An 18,079-nucleotide genomic window follows, 5' to 3' on the forward strand; every position below is an offset into this window, starting at 1 on the left:
ATGTCTGATGCAGGATGGCGTGCCTGCTCGGGCATGGTCAAGCGCAAGTTGCCGAAAGTTGCAGATCCCCCTGTGCTGGGCCGCGACTCACGGGGCCCGGTCCCGACGGTGTGGATCCGGTAACGCTCGTTTGCAAGTTCTTCCAATTCTTGCAAAGAGCCGCTAACGTCCCGGTCACATAAGCCGCGAAAGCGGTCCTGTTAACGATCTTTTGGTGGCGGCGCAGCTCAGGTGTCGCCGATCCTCCGTGACCTCAGGAGGTCTCATGAGCAAGCGAGCTCTGGGTGTGGCCGCTTTCGCGTCCCTGGCTTTCGCCGCCACGGCGTGCGGCGGCTCCGACCCGGCCGCACCGTCGGCGGCGCCGAGCGGATCGGCGCCGGCGTCGTCCCCGGCCGCGGCGGGGGGTGGCACGCTCGTCATCTGGGCCGACCCCAACCGGGTCAAGGCGCTCAAGCCGTTCGCCGACCAGTTCGGCACCGAGAACGGCGTGAGCGTCGAGGTGAAGGAGATCAGCAAGGACAACCAGACCGTCTTCCTGACCGCCTCCCAGCAGGGCAGCGGCCCCGACGTGATGGTGGGTGCGCACGACTGGATCGGCAACCTGGTGCAGAACGGCGCCATCGACCCGGTCAACCTGACCGAGGAGCAGAAGAGCTCGTTCTCCCCGATCGCGATGAAGGCCGTCACGTTCGACGGCCAGGTGTACGGCGCCCCGTACGCGGTGGAGAACATCGCGCTGATCCGCAACACCGACCTGGCCCCCGACGCGCCCGCCAGCATCGACGAGATGGTGAAGACGGGCAAGAAGCTGAAGGACGACGGCAAGGTTGAGGAGATCCTCTGCCTGCCGGTGGCGCAGAAGGGCGACGCCTTCCACGCCTACCCGATCTTCGCCTCGGGCGGCGGCGCGCTGTTCGGCACGACCGCCTCCGGCGACCCCGACCCCAAGAAGGTGCTGCTCGGCTCCGAGGGCTCGGTCAAGGCGTTCGGCAAGCTCAAGGACCTCGGCGAGAAGGGTGACGGCGCGCTCAAGACGTCGATCACCAACGAGAACTACATCACCAGCTTCGCCGGCAAGAAGTGCGCCTTCCTCATCTCCGGCCCGTGGGCGATGACCGACGTGAAGAAGGGCGGCTTCGGCTACGACATCACGCCCGTCCCGGCGTTCGAGGGCGGCGAGCCGGCCACTCCGTTCGTCGGCGTGCAGAGCTTCTTCGTCGCCTCCAAGGGCAAGAGCAAGACCCTCGCCCAGGAGTTCGTCACCAACTACGTGACCAACAAGGACGTGGCCAAGGCGCTGTACGAGGCCGACCCCCGGCCCCCGGCGCTGACCGAGACGCTGGAGGAGGTCAAGGCCGCCGACCCCGACGCGGGCAAGTTCATGGACGCCGGCAAGGACGGCATGCCGATGCCCGCCATCCCGGAGATGGCCGCGATCTGGGAGCCGTTCGGCATCGCCGAGGCGGCGGTCGTCAAGGGCGGCGACCCGGCCAAGGCGGCCGCCGCCGCGCAGAAGAGCATCGACGGCGCGCTCAAGAACTGATGGCTCCGGACGTGCCCGGGACCGCGGAGCCGGCTCCGCGGCCCCGCCGCGAAAGCAGTTCGCGGCCCCGCCGCAACCTGACCACCGCCTTCGTGGTGAGCCGGATCGCGGTGCTCGCCGTGGCGGCCGCGATCCTGCTCTACGCGGTGCCGCCGCTGGCCGCCGCCGGGTCCTGGTTCGGGCTCTGGGTGCTCGGCGCCGCCACGGCGGTGATCGGCTACCTCTACCTGACGCGCCGCTTCATCCCGGCCAAGTACCTCGTCCCGGGCACCCTGTTCCTCATCGCGTTCCAGATCTTCCCCGTGCTCTACACGATGACGACCGCGTTCACGAACTTCGGCGACGGCCACCGCGGCGACAAGCAGGCCGCCGTCGTCGCCATCGAGACGGGCTCGGTCCGCCAGGCGCCCGGCTCGCCCGAGTACGCGCTGACCGCCGCCCTGCGCGGCGGCGAACTGGTGTTCCTGCTGGTCGACCCGGACACCAAGCAGGCGCGGCTCGGCACCGCCGAAGGGCTGGAGCCGCTGGCCGGCGCCCAGGTGGGCATCACCGGCAAGGTGCTGAGCGCCCCCGGGCTCACCGTGCTGAAGGCGCCCGAGGCCGCCGCCCGCGCCAAGGACATCTCCGCGCTGTCCGTGCCCACCCCCGACGGGGCGATCAAGGCCAACGGGCTCAGCCGCGCCGTCGAGGGCAAGGCCGCGCTCGTGTACGAGCCCGCCTGCGACTGCGTGCGCGGCGAGGGCGGTCCCTGGACGGCCGACGAGGGGCAGGGCTACTTCGTCAACGCCGCGGGCGAGCACCTGGCGCAGGGCTGGCAGGTCAACGTCGGCTTCGACAACTTCGCCCGGGTGCTGACCAACCCCACCATCTCCGGCTACTTCGCCGGCGTGTTCGGCTGGAACGTGGTGTTCGCGCTGGCCTCCGTCGCCGGCACGTTCGCCCTCGGCATGTCGGTGGCGCTGGCTCTGCACCATCCCCGGATGCGCGGCACCAAGATCTACCGGATCGCGATCGTCCTGCCGTACGCCATGCCCGCCTTCGCCATGCTGCTGATCTGGCGTGACATGTTCAACCGCGACTTCGGGCTGATCAACCAGCTCTTCGGGCTGAACGTCGACTGGCTGGGCGAGCCGCTCACCGCCAGGTTCGCGGTGATCCTGGTCAACCTGTGGCTGGGCTTCCCGTACATGTTCCTGGTCGCGACCGGCGCGCTGCAGGCGATCCCGCGCGAGCTGACCGAGGCCGCCTCCATCGACGGCGCGACGCCGTGGAAGGGGTTTCGCAAGGTCACGCTGCCGCTGCTGCTGGTGGCGCTGACCCCGCTGCTCATCTCGTCGTTCGCGTTCAACTTCAACAACTTCAACGCCATCGCGCTCACCACCGACGGCGGGCCGTTCCCGGCGGAGAACCCGCAGGTCGGAGCCACCGACCTGCTCATCACCTACACCTTCCGGCTGGCGTTCGGCGCGGGCGGGGCGCAGTTCGGCTTCGCCGCGGCGGTGTCGGTGTTCATCTTCGCCATCGTGGCCGTCATCTCGGCGACGGCGTTCCGGCGCACCCGCAAGCAGGAGGAGGTGTACGCGTGAAGCTGGTCCTCAGGCACGTGTTCGTGCTGGCGGTGTGCGCGTTCGCGCTGTTCCCGATCCTGTTCGTGGTCTCGGCGGCGATCAACCCGATCGGCACGCTGTCGTCCACCGACCTGCTGCCGAACGGGTTCGGCCTGGGCAACTTCGCCGACCTGTTCGGCTCGGACATCTACCCGTTCGGCCGGTGGTTCTTCAACTCGGTGTTCATCGCGCTGGTCGCCTCGTTCGCCAGCCTGCTGCTGTCGATGTTCGCCGCCTACGCCTTCAGCCGGATGCGGTTCGCCGGCCGCCGGGCGGGGCTGCTGGCGCTGCTGCTCATCCAGATGTTCCCGCAGTTCCTGGCCATCGTGACGATCTTCATGATCTTCACCAGGGTGACCGAGCTCTACCCGGCCTTCGGCTTCGACACCGTGTGGGGCCTGCTGCTGCTCTACCTCGGCGGCGCGCTCGGCGTGAACACCTGGCTGATGAAGGGCTTCCTGGACACCGTCCCCAAGGAGCTCGACGAGGCCGCCACGATGGACGGCGCAACGCACGCGCAGATCTTCTGGCGCGTCATCATGCCGCTGGTCACGCCGATCCTCGCGGTCACCGCGCTGCTGGCGTTCATCGGCACGATGAGCGAGTTCCTCATGGCCAGCGTGTTCCTGCGCGACCCGGAGAGCAAGACGCTCGCCGTGGGCATGTTCGGGATGATCGCGGGCGACAACCGCAACGCCAACTTCGGCATGTTCGCCGCCGGCACGCTGCTCACCGCGATCCCCACCGTCGGGGTATTCCTCTGGCTGCAGAAGTACATCGTCTCCGGTCTGACCGCCGGAGCCGTCAAGGGATAGGAATCACGTGCGCCTGATCGACGAGCCGCATCACGACGGCTCCGCACTCTACGTCTCCACCCAGGCGCCCGAGCTCGGCTCCACGGTGACCCTGTGGCTGCGCGCCCCGCGCGCCGCGGGCGTCACCGGCGTCCGCGTACGGGCGGTGCACGACGGCGAGCCCCGTTACGCGACCGCGTCCGTCGACGCCGCCAGGACCGCCCGCGCGGTCGGCGGGTACGGCGCGGCCGACGTGTGGTGGCGGGCGGAGGTCACCGCGGTCAACCCGGTGACCCGCTACCGCTTCCTGCTGGAGACCCCGCCGGGCCAGCGCTGGCTGAACGCCGCCGGGCCCGCCGCCCACGACGTGCCCGACTCCGGCGACTTCCGGCTGGTCTGCCACGCGCCGCCGCCCGCCTGGATGGCCGACTCGATCGGCTACCAGGTCTTCCCCGACCGCTTCGCCGCCTCCCGGCCGATGCGCGAGCTGCCCGGCTGGGCGCTGCCGCGCGACTGGGACCGCGACCCGGTCATCCCGCACGGCCCCGGCACCGCCGAGCAGTTCTACGGCGGCGACCTCGACGGCATCACCGGGCGCCTGGACCACATCCGGAGCCTGGGCGCCGACACCGTCTACCTGACGCCGATCTTCCCCGCCCGCTCCAACCACCGCTACGACGCGGCCACGTTCGACCGGGTCGACCCGCTGCTCGGCGGCGACGAGGCGCTGCACCGGCTGTCCGGCGCGCTGCACGCGCGCGGCATGCGGCTGCTCGGCGACGTCACCACCAACCACACCGGCGACTCCCACGAGTGGTTCACCGCCGCCGTGTCGGACGTGCGCGCGCCCGAGCGGGAGATGTTCTTCTTCGACCCCGAAACCGGCGACTACGAGTCGTGGTGGGGCTTCAAGTCGCTGCCCAAGCTCGACTGGAGCAGCGACCTGGTCCGCGACCGCATGCGCGAGGTGCTCACCCGCTGGATCGGCCCGTTCGACGGCTGGCGCGTCGACGTGGCCAACATGACCGGCCGGCTCGGCGCCGCCGACCACACCCACGAGGTGGCCGCGCTGCTGCGCCGCGCGCTGCCGCCGGAGGCGGCGTTCATCGCCGAGCACAACCACGACGCCTCCGGCGACCTGGACCGCGACGGCTGGCACGGCACCATGAACTACGGCGGCTTCACCCGTCCCGTCTGGGCCTGGCTGCGCGGCGAGGACCCCGGCCTGGAGCACTTCCTCGGCGTCCCCGGAGGCGTGCCGCGCCGCGACGGCACCGGCGCGCTGGCGACCTTCCGCGCGTTCGCCTCGCACATGTCCTGGCGCTCGCTCGTGCACTCCTGGCAGCTCCTCGACTCCCACGACTCGCCGCGCATCCGCACCGTCACCGGCTCGCGCGAGCGCCACCTGGTGGCGCTCGGCCTGCAGGCCACGCTGCCGGGCACGCCGATGGTCTTCGCCGGCAGCGAGTACGGCCTGACCGGCGTCAACGGGGAGCACGCGCGCACCCCCATGCCCTGGAACCGCCCCGCCGACCAGGACCTCCTCACCCTGGCCGGCTACCGGGCCCTGCTCGGCCTGCGGCGCGCCGAGCCCGCCCTGCGCCACGGCGGCCTGCGCTGGCTGCACGCCGACGCCGACTGCCTGGTGTTCGCGCGGGAGACGTACGAGCAGACGCTGGTGGTGTGCGCCCGCCGCGCGCCCGGCCCCGAGCTGCGGCTCGGCGCGCACGCCGAGGGGGTCCACGACGCCCCCGACGGCGACGTGCTGCCCGGGGACGGGCCGTCGTTCCGCGTATGGCGCCTCGCGGGGTGATCACGCTAAGTTGGCGTATCCCCCTGCAACATTCAACTAGATAGTGGTGTCACGCATGAGGTTACTGTCCGTGGCGGTCCTGGCCGCGCTCCTGCCCGCCGTGCCCATGGAGGCCGCCGCCCGGGCCGGCACGACCTACTACGTCGACTCCGCGGCGGGCGACGACGCGGCCGAGGGCACGGGGGAGTCCACCGCGTGGAAGTCGCTGGACGCGGTCAACGCCGCCGCGCTCCAGCCGGGCGACACCGTCGCGATCAAGCGCGGCAGCTCCTTCGCCGGCTCGCTCATCCTCACCGCCGACGGCACCGCCGGCAGCCCCATCACCGTCAAGGCGTACGGCAAGGGCGCGTTGCCCAGGATCAGCGGCCGTGACGCCGACTGCGTCGTCATCTCAGGCGACCACTGGCACGTCAGCGGCCTGCGCGCGTCCGGCTGCCGCTGGGCCGGCTTCCACATCGACGGCGACCACAACGTGCTGTCCGGCGTCGAGGCCGACCGCAACATCGCCGGCGCGGTCGTCGCCCCCACCGGCGCCCGCAACACCATCCGGGACAGCACCTTCACCGGCAACAACCGGATGAGCATCGCCGACAAGGGCGGCGACGACGACTCCGGCGCGTTCGGCATCCTGCTCAACGGCGACGACAACCTCGTCACCGGCAACACCATCACCGGCAGCCACGCCAAGAGCCCCGACTACGGCGTCGACGGCGCCGCCATCGAGATCTTCAGCGGCAACCGCAACCGCGTCACCCACAACCGGGCGCACGACAACAACACCTTCAGCGAGCTCGGCGCCAAGAAGGGCGACACCGCCACCGGCAACCTGCTCGCCTTCAACGTCGTCACCTCCACGCTCAAGAGCGGCTCCTTCCTCGTCACCCGCGGCCCCCGGCACATCGTCGGCCCGGTCAAGGGCACCGTCGCCGTGCACAACTCGGTCCACATGCCGGCCAGGAAGACGATCGGCTGGTCCTGCCACGACGGCTGCTCCCCGTCGATACTCAAGCTGCGCAACAACGTCATCGTCGTCGGCGGCCAGGCGGGCTACGAGGACGGCTCCGGCGCCGACGAGGCCGGCAGCGTCTACAGGGCGCGCAGCGCCCGCTTCAAGCTCGGCCCGAGCTCGGTCATGGCCGACCCGGGGTTCGTCTCCGCGACGAACCTGCGCCTGCGCCCCGGCTCCCCGGCGCGCGGCCGCGCCGTCCGCCTGACGGCCAAGTGGTACGGCGGCGCCGCCCTGGCCAGGGACTTCACCGGCAGGCCCATCCCATCCGACCCGCACGCGGGCGCCTACCAGCGCTGACTCAGCCGATGCCGTAGCGGTCCGACATCCACGCGTAGACCTGCCGGGCCGCGCGCTCGTCGCCCAGCAGGTGGATCAGGCGCGAGGTGCGGCGGGTCAGCACGCAGGCGAAGCTCTCCGCGAACAGCTCCGTGACGTCCTGCTGGTACGGGGGAGCCAGGTGGGCGCGGCGCAGCGCGTGCAGGACGATCCACCACGGCTCGGCCGACGGGCGCCCGTCGGAGTCGTCCAGGGCGTGCCCGAGCTCGTGGCCGCACACGTTGACCGACGGCGAGGGGACGCTGCCGACGGCGATGCGGCGCAGCGCCGGGTCGTAGACGCCGGCGCTGCGCTCCCAGGTGCCCTCCTGCTGCGGGAGCGGCAGCGCGCGCAGCTTCTCGAAGTCGGGCAGGTCGGGGACGGCGCCGGGGCCGACGACCAGGCCGCCGCTCAGGTGCTCGGCCAGCCGCCCGGCCAGGCGGCGGGGGACCGCCGCCAGCGTCATGACGGCCAGCAGCGACTCGGCCGGTGGGAAGGCGCCGGGCGCCCACAGCCGCGTCAGGCGGTGCTCCAGAACACCGACATGGAGCCACCCGGGCCGTCCTCTGCTGCGCCTCACCACACCGCGCTCTCTGCACGTCCTTCGCCGGCCGCCGTCCGGCCGGATTCCATGATTGCCTATTTACCGGTGACGAGCGGCTGATCGGGCCAACGACATGCTTGGTCCGAAAAATGACCTCATCCTTCAGGAACGCCCGGCCAGCCCGTGCACGATCAGGTCGATGGCGGTGTCGAAGGCCGGGCCGGGCTCCGCGATGAGGCCCTTCGTCTCGGCGAGCACGAACCCCGACACGAAGGCGTGCAGCACGTCGCCGGTGCGCCCGAGGTCGGGCCCGGCCACGCCGGCCGCCCGCAGGACGCGGTGCAGGACCGCCCAGATGCCGCTCTCGTGGTCGGTGCCGGGCTGCTGGTGCGCGTAGGCGTAGGCGAACAGGGCCGGGTAGGCGCGGGCGAGCGCGTGGTAGGCCAGCGCCAGGGCGCGCAGCTGCTCCTGCCACGGCGTGCCGTCGTCCGGCGGCAGCTCCAGCCGGTCGGCCATGGCGACGCAGATCTGCTGGATGAGCGCTTCCTTGCCCGGCACGTGGTGGTAGAGCGACATCGGGTTGACGTCCAGCTCGGCGGCCAGCTTGCGCATCGACAGGGCGTCGACGCCGCCCTCGTCCACCAGCCGCAGCGCCGCCGCGTGGATCTCGTCGAGGGTCAGGGGGGCGCCCCTTCGCGCAGTGGTAGCCATACGGTGTATGGTAGCAGCCATACGGTGTATGGCTACAAAGCATGGGAGTGCTCATGACGGCGATCCCGGCCCCCCGGGGCCTTCCGATCCTCGGCAACGCGCTGCAGATCCCCTCGCACTCGCCCGCGGCGTACTTCGAGGAGCTGGCCGGCCACTACGACCAGGGGCTCTACCAGATGGACCTGGCCGGCCGGAAAGTGCTGTTCGTCTACGACCCCGACCTGGTGGCCGAGGCGTGCGACGAGACCCGGTTCGTCAAGCGGATCGACCCGCCGCTGTCGATCGTGCGCGACTTCGGCGGCGACGGGCTGTTCACCGCCGAGCACGACGGGCCCCTGTGGGGGCAGGCGCACCGGATCCTCATGCCCGCCTTCGGCCAGCGGTCGATGAAGGCGTACTTCCCGCAGATGCTGGAGGTCGCCGGGCAGCTCGTCGAGTCGTGGGCCCGCCGCCAGGGCGAGGACCTGCCGGTCGCCGACGACATGACCCGGCTCACGCTCGACACCATCTCGCTGACGGGCTTCGGCTACCGGTTCGGCTCCTTCGGCTCGCCGGAGCTGCACCCGTTCCTGCGGGCGATGGGCGGCGCGCTGACCGAGGCCATGCACCGCAACCAGCAACTGCCGCTCGTCACCCGGCTCAAGCGGCGCGAGGAGGAGACCTACCGGCGCGACATCGCCGTCATGCGCGAGCTGGTCGACGAGGTGATCAAGGAGCGCCGGGGCGGCACGGAGAAGGCGCAGGACCTGCTCGGCCTCATGCTGCGGGCCGCCGACCCGCGCACCGGCGAGCGCCTGCCCGACGACAACATCCGCGACCAGGTGCTCACGTTCCTCATCGCCGGCCACGAGACCACCAGCGGCCTGCTCTCCTTCGCGCTGTACAACCTGCTGCGCGAACCGCACACGCTCGCCCGCGCCTACGACGAGGTCGACAGGCTGCTGCCCGGCGACGAGCCGCCCAGCTACGAGACGATCATGAAGCTGGACGTGATCCCGCGCGTCCTGGACGAGACGCTGCGGCTGTGGTCGCCGATCCCGGCCTTCGGCGTCAACGCCGTCGCCGACACCACCATCGGCGACCACCCCATCCCCGCCGGCACCCGGATCGGCGTCCTGCTCGGCCCGCTGCACCGCAGCCCGAAGGCGTGGGAGCGGCCCGGGGAGTTCGACATCGACCGCTGGCTGCCGGGCAACAGGAAGAGCCACCACCCGGCCGCCTACAAGCCGTTCGGCAACGGCGAGCGCGCCTGCATCGGCCGCCAGTTCGCGCTCACCGAGGCCCGGCTGGCCCTGGCCATGATCCTGCGCCGCTTCGCCGTGTCCGACCCGTCGGTCTACCGGATGCGGATCAAGCAGACGCTCACGGTCAAGCCCGAGGGCTTCACCGTGCGGGTGCGCGAACGCCGCCCGCACGAGCGGAGCGCCGCCGTCCCGGAGCAGCAGCCGGGAGGGCAGCCGGTGGCGCAGGACGTGACGGTGAGCGGCGTCCCCCTCACCGTCGCCTACGGCTCCAACCTCGGCACCTGCGCCGACATCGCCGAACGGCTGGCCGAACGCGCCGGGCGGGCCGGCTTCGCCACCACCCTGGTCACCCTCGACGAGCTGGAGCCGCCCACCGGCGGGCTGCTCGTCGTGGTCGCCTCCTCCTACAACGGCAAGGCGCCCGACAACGCCCAGCGCTTCGACGCGCTGGAGAGCCTGCCGTCGCTGTCCGGCGTGCGGCTGGCGGTGCTCGGCGTCGGCAACACCCAGTGGCCCACCTACCAGGACTTCCCGCGCCGCGCGTACGCCAAGCTCACGGCGGCCGGCGCCGAGCCGCTGGTCGAGCGGGGCGAGGCGGACGCCGACGGCGACCTCGACGGCGACGTCACCGCCTGGACCGGCACGCTGTGGGCCGCCGTCGCCGACGTCTACAGCGCCTCCGCCGCCGACGCCGGGCCGCGCTACGAGCTGGAGGTGCTGAGCGAGGCCGAGGTCCGGCCCGCCGTCGTCTCCGCGCGCGCCGTCCCGCTGACGGTGGTGTCCAACGAGGAGCTGACGGGCGACCCGGCCGGGCTGTGGGACTTCTCCCGGGAGGCGCCGCGGCCCGGCGTGCGCTCGATCGTCGCCCGGCTGCCCGAGGGCGTCTCCTACACCGCGGGCGACCACCTGGCCGTCTTCGCCAAGAACGACCCCGAGCTGGTGGAGTGGGCGCTGCGGCTGCTGCGCGTGCCGCGCGAGCAGGTGGTACGGCTGCGCGCCCGCACGGCCGGCCACCTGCCGCTGGACACGCCGGTCACGGCCGGGCTGCTGCTGACCGAGTTCGCCGAGCTGCAGGAGGTCGCCACCCGGGCCGACCTGGACGCGCTGGCCGAGCACACCGGCTGCCCGTGGACCAGGGGGCAGCTCGCCGCCCTGACCGAGGCGTACGCCGACGAGATCCTGGCCAAGCGCGTCTCGCCGCTGGCGCTGCTGGAGCGCTTCCCGGCGATCGAGCTGCCGCTGTCGGCCTTCCTGGAGATGGCCGGGCCGATCAAGCCGCGCTACTACTCGATCTCCTCCTCGCCGCTGGCCGCCCCGGGGCTCGTGCGGATCACCGTCGGCCTGGTGGAGGGCCCGGCGTGGTCCGGCAGCGGCGAGTACCGGGGCATGTGCTCGGCCTACCTGGCCGGGCTCGGCGAGGGCGAGGTGTTCTACGGCTACGTCCGCGAGCCCGCGCCGCCGTTCCGGCTGCCGGAGGACCCCGCGACGCCGGTGATCCTGGTCGGCCCCGGCACCGGGTTCGCCCCGCTGCGCGGCTTCCTGGAGGACCGGGCGCTGAGCGGCGCCACCGGCAGGGCCGAGGTGTTCACCGGCTGCCGCCACCCGGACCACGACTGGCTCTACCGCGAGGAGGTGGAGGCGTGGGCCCGGCAGGGCGACGTGCGCGTGCACACCGCGTTCTCGGCGGTGCCCGGCCACCCGCACCGCTACGTGCAGGACGCCGTCGCCGCCGAGGGCGACGCCGTGTGGGACCTGCTCGGCCGCGGCGCGTACGTGTACGTGTGCGGCGACGGCCTGCGCATGGCGCCCGCCGTCCGGGCGGCCCTGCTCGCCCTGCACCGCGAGCGCGCCGGCGGCGACGGCGAGGCGTGGCTGGCCGGGCTGGAGGAATCCGGCCGCTACCAGCAGGACGTCTTCGCCTGACGCCGGTATGAGGTGCCTCCCCCGTGGGAAGAGGGCATAGGGGCGAATCGCGCATCATGTGCGACATATCCGTGGAACCTGCCGGAAACCTTTCCACGGCACTGTAAGAAGCCTCGGGAAGGGAGGCGGCAATGCTGCTGAGACTGAGGGTGTCGCTGCCGGACCGTCCCGGCGGCCTCGGGCAGGTCGCCAAGGTGCTGGGGACACTGGGCGCCGACATCCTGCAGGTCACCGTGCTCGAACGGGAGAAGGGCCGGGCGGTGGACGACTTCACCGTCTCCTGGCCCGGCGCGGCGAGCCCGCAGGAGGTGCGCGAGCGGTTCACCGACGTGCCGGGCGTCCGGATCGAGGGCGTGTGGCCGACGCGGGAGGCGCCCGGCTCGGCGCCCGACTACGACCTGCTCATGCACGTCGCCGCCGAGCCTGCGCGCGGGCTGGCTACGCTGGTCGACGCGCTGCCGGGGCTGTGCGGCGCCGAATGGTCGGTGGCCTACGCCGACGGCGCGGTGCGGCACGCCTCGCTGGCCGCGCCCGACTACGTCGACCTGCCGGAGCCGCCGCCCCGGGCCGCCTGCCTCGACACCGAGAAGCTGCGGCTGATGCTGCTGCCGGTGACCGCGCAGCGGCTGCACCTGCTGGTGGCGCGCGCCGACGGGCCGGTGTTCCATCGCGCCGAGCTGGAGCGGGCCGTGCGGATCGTGGACGTGGTGGCCACGCTCGCCGCCCGTAAGTGATCGTTGACCCGCGAAACGACCGGTGACTAACGTGGCCGGATGACCGTCCACGAAGCGAGCATCGGCCGTTACTACGAGGACTTCGTGATCGGCGACGTCTACCAGCACCCGCTGGGCCGCACCATCAGCGAGGCCGACAACACCTGGTTCACGCTGCTCACGATGAACACCAACCAGAACCACTTCAACGCGCACTTCGCCGCGAAGGCCCCGGTCGGGAAGATCATCGTGAACTCGGGGCTGACCGTCGCCATCGTGCTCGGCCTGTCGGTGATGGACGTCAGCCAGACCGCGCTGATGAACCTCGGGTGGGAGGACATCCGGCTCACCCACCCGGTGTTCGTCGGCGACACCGTCTACGCCGAATCGCTGGTCACGGCCATGCGCGAGTCGAGGTCGCGCCCGTACGCCGGGATCGTGACCTGCCGCACGCGCGGCCTCAACCAGGACGGCGACGAGATCATGTCGTGGACCCGCACGGTCATGGTGTACAGACGCGACGCCCCGCACGACAAGGGCTATTTCCCCCAGGCCAAGACCGGTCCCCTGGAAGGCTGAGCGATGGACTTCGAGCTGACCGACGAGCAGCGGGCCTTCCGCGAGACGTTGCGCGCGTTCGTCGACAAGGAGATCGTGCCGGTCGCCACCGAATGGGAACACTCCGGCAGATACCCCACCGAGATCGTCGAGAAGATGAAGGCGATGGGCTTGTTCGGGCTGTCGGTGCCCGAGGAGCACGGCGGGCTGGGCGCCGACATGGTGACCTTCGCGCTGGTCTTCGAGGAGATCGCGCGCGGCTGGATGGGCGTGGCGGGCACCATCGGCTCGCACTCGCTGGCCTGCTGGATGATCGCCCGTCACGGCACCGAGGAGCAGAAGCGGCTGCTGCCCGATCTGGCCACCGGCGCGCGCCGGACCGGGATCGCGCTGACCGAGCCCGGCGCCGGCACCGACCTGCAGGGCATCCGCACGCGCGCGGTCCGCGACGGCGACCATTACGTCGTCACCGGCACCAAGACGTGGATCACCAACGCCCGGCACGCCGACCCGCTGCCCGTGCTGGTCAAGACCTCGGTCACCGAGCCGGCCCACAAGGGCATGTCGGTGCTGCTGGTCGACCCGTCGGCGGACGGTTTCACGGTCAGCCGTGACCTGCCCAAGCTCGGCTACAAGGGCACCGAGACGTGCGAGGTGGCGCTCGACGGCGTGCGCGTCCCGGCCGGCGCGCTGCTCGGCGGCGTCGAGGGACGCGGCATGCAGCAGGTGCTCGGCGGGCTGGAGATCGGCCGCGTCAACATCGCCGCCCGCGCGGTCGGCGTCGCGCAGGCCGCCTACGACGCCGCGCTCGGCTACGCCCGCGAACGGACCGCGTTCGGGCAGCCGATCGCCGACTTCCAGGCCATCCAGCTCAAGCTCGCCGACCTGGCCACCGAGATCCAGGCCGCCCGGCTGCTCACCTACTGGGCCGCCTCCCGCGCCGACAGCGGGCAGCGGATCGACATGGAGGCGGGCATGGCCAAGTACTTCGCCTCCGAGGTCGCGCTGAAGGCGTCGCTGGAGTCGATGCGCATCCACGGCGGTTACGGGTACTCCCAGGAGTACGTGGTCGAGCGGCTCTACCGCGACGCGCCGCTGATGGCGATCGGCGAGGGCACCAACGACGTGCAGCGCCTGGTCATCGCCCGCGCGCTCATCTCGGGCAAGGGCCACGTCGGCTGGTAGACCCAGGCGGGAGGAGCGCGGGAGGATGGCCAGGTCCCACGGCCACCGGCACGGTGCGCTGGCGCGCCTCAGACACGCCCTGGCACCGCACGGCCACGGCACCGGCGACAAGATCGACCAGGCGCTGGAGGGCAGCGGCCGGGGGATGCGGGTGCTGGCCGTCTCGTTGGCCGTGCTCATGGCCACCGCCGCGATCCAGGCCGTGATCGTCGTCGCGTCCGGGTCGGTCGCGCTGCTCGGCGACACGCTGCACAACGTCGCCGACGCGCTCACCGCCGTGCCGCTGGCGATCGCGTTCTCCGTCGGCCGCCGGGCGGCCACCCGGCGCTTCACCTACGGCTACGGCAGGGCCGAGGACCTGGCCGGCATCGCCATCGTGCTGATCATCGCCGCCTCGGCCGGGCTGGCCGGGTACGAGGCGGTCACCCGGCTGATCGAGCCGCGCGGCGTCGAGGCCGTCGGCTGGGTGGCGGCTGCCGGGGTCGCCGGCTTCCTCGGCAACGAGTGGGTGGCCCGCTACCGGATCAGAGCCGGGCGCGAGATCGGCTCGGCCGCGCTGGTCGCCGACGGGCTGCACGCCAGGACCGACGGCTTCACCTCGCTCGCCGTGCTGCTCGGCGCGGGCGGCTCCGCGCTCGGCTTCCCGATCGCCGACCCCGTCGTCGGGCTGCTCATCACGGTGGCCATCCTGTTCGTGCTGCGCGGCGCCGCCCGGGAGATCTACCACCGGCTGATGGACGCCGTCGATCCCGCCCTCGTCGACGGGGCCGAGCGGATCCTGCGCGCCGTCCCCGGCGTCGAGCGCGTCGGCTCGGTGCGGATGCGCTGGATCGGCCACGCGCTGCACGCCGAGGTGGAGATCCTCGTCCGCCACGACCTCACCGTCGTGGCCGCGCACGCGGTGGCGGTCGAGGCCGAGCACCGGCTCATCCACGAGTTGCCCAAACTACGCGCCGCCACCGTGCACACCGACCCCGACGGGCCCTCCGACGCCGACCATCACGGGCCTTTGTCCGCACATAGGTGATAAGCGGCATCGGCCGGGCAAGTCAGGGTAGGTTTGGGCGGGTGTCGATCGCCCCAGCCGCCGCCCGTGGCACCGCGTCCGGTCCCGCCGACCCGCATGCCAGGCTCGCGTGGCTCGACGCGCTGCGCGGCATCGGCGCCCTGGCCGTGGTGGCCGAGCACATGCTGCCGTGGTACCTGCCGTCGGCGCGGCCCTACTGGTTCAGCCTCGGGGTCTTCGGCATCTTCGTGTTCTTCCTGGTCAGCGGCTACATCATCCCGGCCTCGCTGGAGCGGCACGGCGACGTGCGGGCCTTCTGGCTGAGCCGCCTGTTCCGCCTCTACCCGCTCTACCTGGCCGTCTCCGTCCTGGTGCTGGCGATGGCCTGGTGGGTGCCGGTGCGCCAGGCCGTGCCGCGCGACGGCGGGTCGGTAGCCGGGCACGCGACCATGCTGCTCGACGTCGTCGGCGTGGGCGGGCTGGCCGACACCATGTGGACGCTCTCCTACGAGATGGTCTTCTACCTGCTGGTCACCGCGCTGTTCCTGGTGCGGCTGCACGACCGCAGCGCGCTGCTGTCGGTCCTGTTCGCCGCCGTCGGCGTGGTGACCGGCGTGGTCATGGGCCGGGCCCTGTTCGAGGGCCCCTGGGTGGCGTACGTGTCCTGCGCCGTGTTCGCGGCCGGGCTCGCCTGCGTGATCGGCGGCCGGTTCCGCAAGGCGGCCGCGATCCTGCTGGGCGTGATGGCGCTGGCCCTGCTCGTGCTCAACAGCCGGGTGCCGTGGCTGGGCGCGGCCATCGTGGCGCTCATGTTCGCCGGCACCGCCATCCACCGGTGGGAACGCGGCCAGGGCAGCCTGTGGCCCGTCGCCCTCACGGCCGCGCTCGTCGCGATCTCGCCCTTCTGGGCGATCCAGAGCGGCTGGTGGTGGGTGCGGCCCGGCGTATGGGTCACCACGATCGTGCTGTCGGCCGCCGTCTTCGCGGGCGGCATGGCGCTGCGCGGCAGGCGGGTGCCGAGGGTGCTCACCTGGCTGGGGCTGATCAGCTACTCGCTCTACCTGGTGCACCACCCGGTGCTCAAGTACGTCAGCACGGTCGCCGGCGACCTGCGCGCCGCGCCGCTTCCGCTGCAGCTCGCCATGACCGCGCTGGTGACGGCGCTGATCGTGGCGGTCAGCGCGCTGACGTATCGCTGGGTGGAGCGGCCCATGCAGGAGCTCGGCCGCCGGGTGTCGCGCCGCTGGGCGACAGCGCGATAGCCACCTGCGGGTGGCGGGCCAGCGCCTCGCGCACCACCGGGTCCTCCGCCATGAGGAACGCCAGGTGCCGGATCGCGTGCGCCGCCACCTGCGCCACCTCGACCCGCTCCGGCGACGGCGTCGCGGGCGCCGCCCCCCGGGCCACCTCCGGCGCCGGCAGCCCGGCGGCCGGCAGCCACGGCTCGGGATCGGGGCACACCGCGTAGGTCAGCACGATCTCGCCCGGCAGGTGACGCCAGCTCGTGGAGTGCACCACGACGTCACGCGCCCCCGCCTCGACCCCGGCCGCCCGGCGGGCCGCCTCGTCGGGGCTCTCGCCCGGACCGGGGGAGACCACCACGCGCCGATAGGACCAGCCGTCGCCCGCCCTCAGCATGAGCGCCTCGACCGCGACCACATGTCTTGCCGTCACCGCCAGCAGCCTACTGCCACACCTGTGCAGGAACGTCCAGCTCGCATATGTGTCCCCGCTCTTGCGCGAGCGGGCCACCCCATGGCAGTAGTCGATGACGTGCGCGAGAGAGAGGCGGCGGCCATGCCGGGGATGCCGGAGATGCCGGGGATGCTGGTGTTGATGGGATCGGGCGAGACCAGCCCGACCATGGTGGAGGTCCACCGGGCAGCCGCTCGCGGCCTGCCGCCCGGCGCGCGGGCCGTGCTGCTCGACACCCCGTACGCCTTCCAGGAGAATCGCGCCGACATCTCCGCCCGCGCGCGCGGCTACTTCGCCCGCAGCGTCGGCCTGGACGTCGAGGTGTCCGGCGACGTGACGGGCGCCGCCTGGGTCTTCTCCGGTCCCGGCAGCCCCACCTACGCCCTCGACCGGTGGGCGGGCTCCGGCGTGGCGGCCGACCTGCGCGCCCGCGTGCGCGCCCGGACCGGCGTCACCGTGCTCGCCTCCGCCGCCGCCTGCACCGCCGGGCTCGCCACCGTGCCCGTGTACGAGATCTACAAGGTCGGGGCCGACCCGCACTGGCGCGAGGGCATCGACCTGCTGGCGGCGCTCGGGCTGCGGGCCGTGCTGATCCCGCACTTCGACAACGCCGAGGGCGGCACCCACGACACCCGCTACTGCTACCTGGGCGAGCGGCGGCTGTCGCGCATGGAGCGGGAGCTGCCGCCGGGCACCGCCGTGCTCGGCATCGACGAGCACACGGCGCTGATCATCGACCTGGAGAGCGAGACGGTCGACGTGGCGGGCCGGGGCTCGGTCACCGTCCGACGCCTGACCCCGCCCCCGCCTCCGCCGGGTCCGGAGGCGGGCGAGACGGGCGCCCCGGCGGTCACCGTGCTGGCGGCGGGGACCCGTACCGACCTGGCGGAGCTGCGGCGGCTCGCGGAGGGCCGGCGGGCCGCAGCAGCCCGCGCGCCGCGGCCGGTCGCCGCGCCGGCCGTCCCCGAGGTGACGCTGGAGGACAGCATCCGGTCGTGCGAGCGGCACTTCGAGGAGGCGGTGGCCGCCGCCGGCCCGCCCGCGGCCGCCCGGGCGGTGCTCGCGCTGGAGGCGGAGATCGTCAAGTGGGCGGCCGACACCGAGGAGGACGCCGGCGGCGTCGAGCAGGCCAGGGAGCTGATGCGGCTGCTCATCGCCCGCCTCGGCGAGCTGGCCGCGACGGCGGGCGTGCACACGCTGATGGAGCCGCTGCTCGCCCTGCGCACCTCGCTGCGCGACCGGGGCGGCTACGACCTGGCGGACGCGCTGCGCGCCGCGCTCCTGGCGGGCGGCGCCGCACGGCCACGGCACCGGCGACAAGATCGACCAGGCGCTGGAGGGCAGCGGCCGGGGGATGCGGGTGCTGGCCGTCTCGTTGGCCGTGCTCATGGCCACCGCCGCGATCCAGGCCGTGATCGT

At 72.5% G+C, this 18,079-nt stretch carries 15 protein-coding genes; 12 read left to right on the forward strand and 3 right to left on the reverse strand.

The window, feature by feature from the left end:
- Window positions 1-265 precede the first annotated feature (265 nt).
- From ADY59_RS31745 to ADY59_RS31765, 5 genes are read left to right on the forward strand one after another with little or no spacing between them, the layout of a single operon-like run.
- The gene (locus ADY59_RS31745; protein ID WP_049569890.1) at window positions 266-1,543 is read left to right on the forward strand and encodes a sugar ABC transporter substrate-binding protein; all 1,278 of its coding nucleotides are present in this window, start codon (window positions 266-268) and stop codon (window positions 1,541-1,543) included.
- A gap of 11 nt (window positions 1,544-1,554) precedes the next feature.
- Window positions 1,555-3,129, forward strand: a complete 1,575-nt coding sequence (locus tag ADY59_RS31750; RefSeq protein ID WP_231618992.1) for an ABC transporter permease subunit — start codon at window positions 1,555-1,557, stop codon at window positions 3,127-3,129.
- Complete coding sequence (locus tag ADY59_RS31755; RefSeq protein WP_053175326.1) at window positions 3,126-3,965, forward strand: sugar ABC transporter permease; 840 nt, start codon at window positions 3,126-3,128, stop codon at window positions 3,963-3,965. Before ADY59_RS31750 ends, ADY59_RS31755 begins: the two co-directional genes overlap by 4 nt.
- 7 nt (window positions 3,966-3,972) lie before the next feature.
- Window positions 3,973-5,757, forward strand: coding sequence for a glycoside hydrolase family 13 protein (locus tag ADY59_RS31760; protein ID WP_082310555.1), 1,785 nt, complete (start codon window positions 3,973-3,975; stop codon window positions 5,755-5,757).
- Between the two features lie 55 nt (window positions 5,758-5,812).
- Window positions 5,813-7,063, forward strand: coding sequence for a right-handed parallel beta-helix repeat-containing protein (locus ADY59_RS31765; protein ID WP_049569896.1), 1,251 nt, complete (start codon window positions 5,813-5,815; stop codon window positions 7,061-7,063).
- A gap of 1 nt (window position 7,064) precedes the next feature.
- On the opposite strand, the gene ADY59_RS31770 is transcribed toward ADY59_RS31765, so the two are convergent.
- Together ADY59_RS31770 and ADY59_RS47725 are read right to left on the reverse strand one after the other, a co-directional pair.
- Window positions 7,065-7,661 carry a hypothetical protein gene (locus ADY59_RS31770; RefSeq protein ID WP_156325855.1) on the reverse strand — a complete coding sequence of 199 codons (597 nt, stop codon included), beginning with the start codon at window positions 7,659-7,661 and terminating at the stop codon, window positions 7,065-7,067.
- 126 nt (window positions 7,662-7,787) lie between these two features.
- Window positions 7,788-8,336: a TetR/AcrR family transcriptional regulator gene (locus ADY59_RS47725; protein ID WP_156325856.1), complete on the reverse strand. Its 549-nt coding sequence runs from the start codon at window positions 8,334-8,336 to the stop codon at window positions 7,788-7,790.
- Between the two features lie 53 nt (window positions 8,337-8,389).
- On the opposite strand from ADY59_RS47725, the gene ADY59_RS31780 reads away from it, so the two are divergent.
- The 6 genes from ADY59_RS31780 (at window position 8,390) to ADY59_RS31805 (ending at window position 16,227) form a co-directional block, all read left to right on the forward strand.
- Entirely contained in the window at window positions 8,390-11,503 is a 3,114-nt protein-coding gene (locus ADY59_RS31780) for a bifunctional cytochrome P450/NADPH--P450 reductase (protein WP_231618993.1), read from the forward strand.
- 131 nt (window positions 11,504-11,634) lie between these two features.
- On the forward strand, window positions 11,635-12,237 hold the full coding sequence (locus tag ADY59_RS31785; protein WP_049569905.1) for an ACT domain-containing protein: 603 nt from the start codon (window positions 11,635-11,637) through the stop codon (window positions 12,235-12,237).
- Window positions 12,238-12,276: 39 nt separating this feature from the next.
- Complete coding sequence (locus ADY59_RS31790; protein WP_049569908.1) at window positions 12,277-12,795, forward strand: MaoC family dehydratase; 519 nt, start codon at window positions 12,277-12,279, stop codon at window positions 12,793-12,795.
- Window positions 12,796-12,798: 3 nt separating this feature from the next.
- Window positions 12,799-13,959 (forward strand): acyl-CoA dehydrogenase family protein, encoded by a 1,161-nt coding sequence (locus ADY59_RS31795; RefSeq protein ID WP_049569911.1) that lies wholly within the window; start codon window positions 12,799-12,801, stop codon window positions 13,957-13,959.
- Window positions 13,960-13,984: 25 nt separating this feature from the next.
- Window positions 13,985-14,986, forward strand: a complete 1,002-nt coding sequence (locus ADY59_RS31800) for a cation diffusion facilitator family transporter (RefSeq protein WP_049569913.1) — start codon at window positions 13,985-13,987, stop codon at window positions 14,984-14,986.
- A 41-nt stretch (window positions 14,987-15,027) separates the two neighbouring features.
- The gene (locus tag ADY59_RS31805) at window positions 15,028-16,227 is read left to right on the forward strand and encodes an acyltransferase family protein (RefSeq protein ID WP_231618994.1); all 1,200 of its coding nucleotides are present in this window, start codon (window positions 15,028-15,030) and stop codon (window positions 16,225-16,227) included.
- On the opposite strand, the gene ADY59_RS50480 is transcribed toward ADY59_RS31805, so the two are convergent.
- On the reverse strand, window positions 16,142-16,639 hold the full coding sequence (locus ADY59_RS50480) for a hypothetical protein (RefSeq protein WP_156325857.1): 498 nt from the start codon (window positions 16,637-16,639) through the stop codon (window positions 16,142-16,144). The two genes, ADY59_RS31805 and ADY59_RS50480, sit on opposite strands and share 86 nt — an antisense overlap.
- An 81-nt stretch (window positions 16,640-16,720) precedes the next feature.
- On the opposite strand from ADY59_RS50480, the gene ADY59_RS31810 reads away from it, so the two are divergent.
- A partial coding sequence (locus tag ADY59_RS31810; RefSeq protein WP_156325858.1) for a hypothetical protein occupies window positions 16,721-18,079 on the forward strand: 1,359 nt, incomplete at its 3' end.

Origin of the sequence: Nonomuraea sp. SBT364, assembly GCF_001083785.1 — a bacterium.
Taxonomy (GTDB): domain Bacteria; phylum Actinomycetota; class Actinomycetes; order Streptosporangiales; family Streptosporangiaceae; genus Nonomuraea.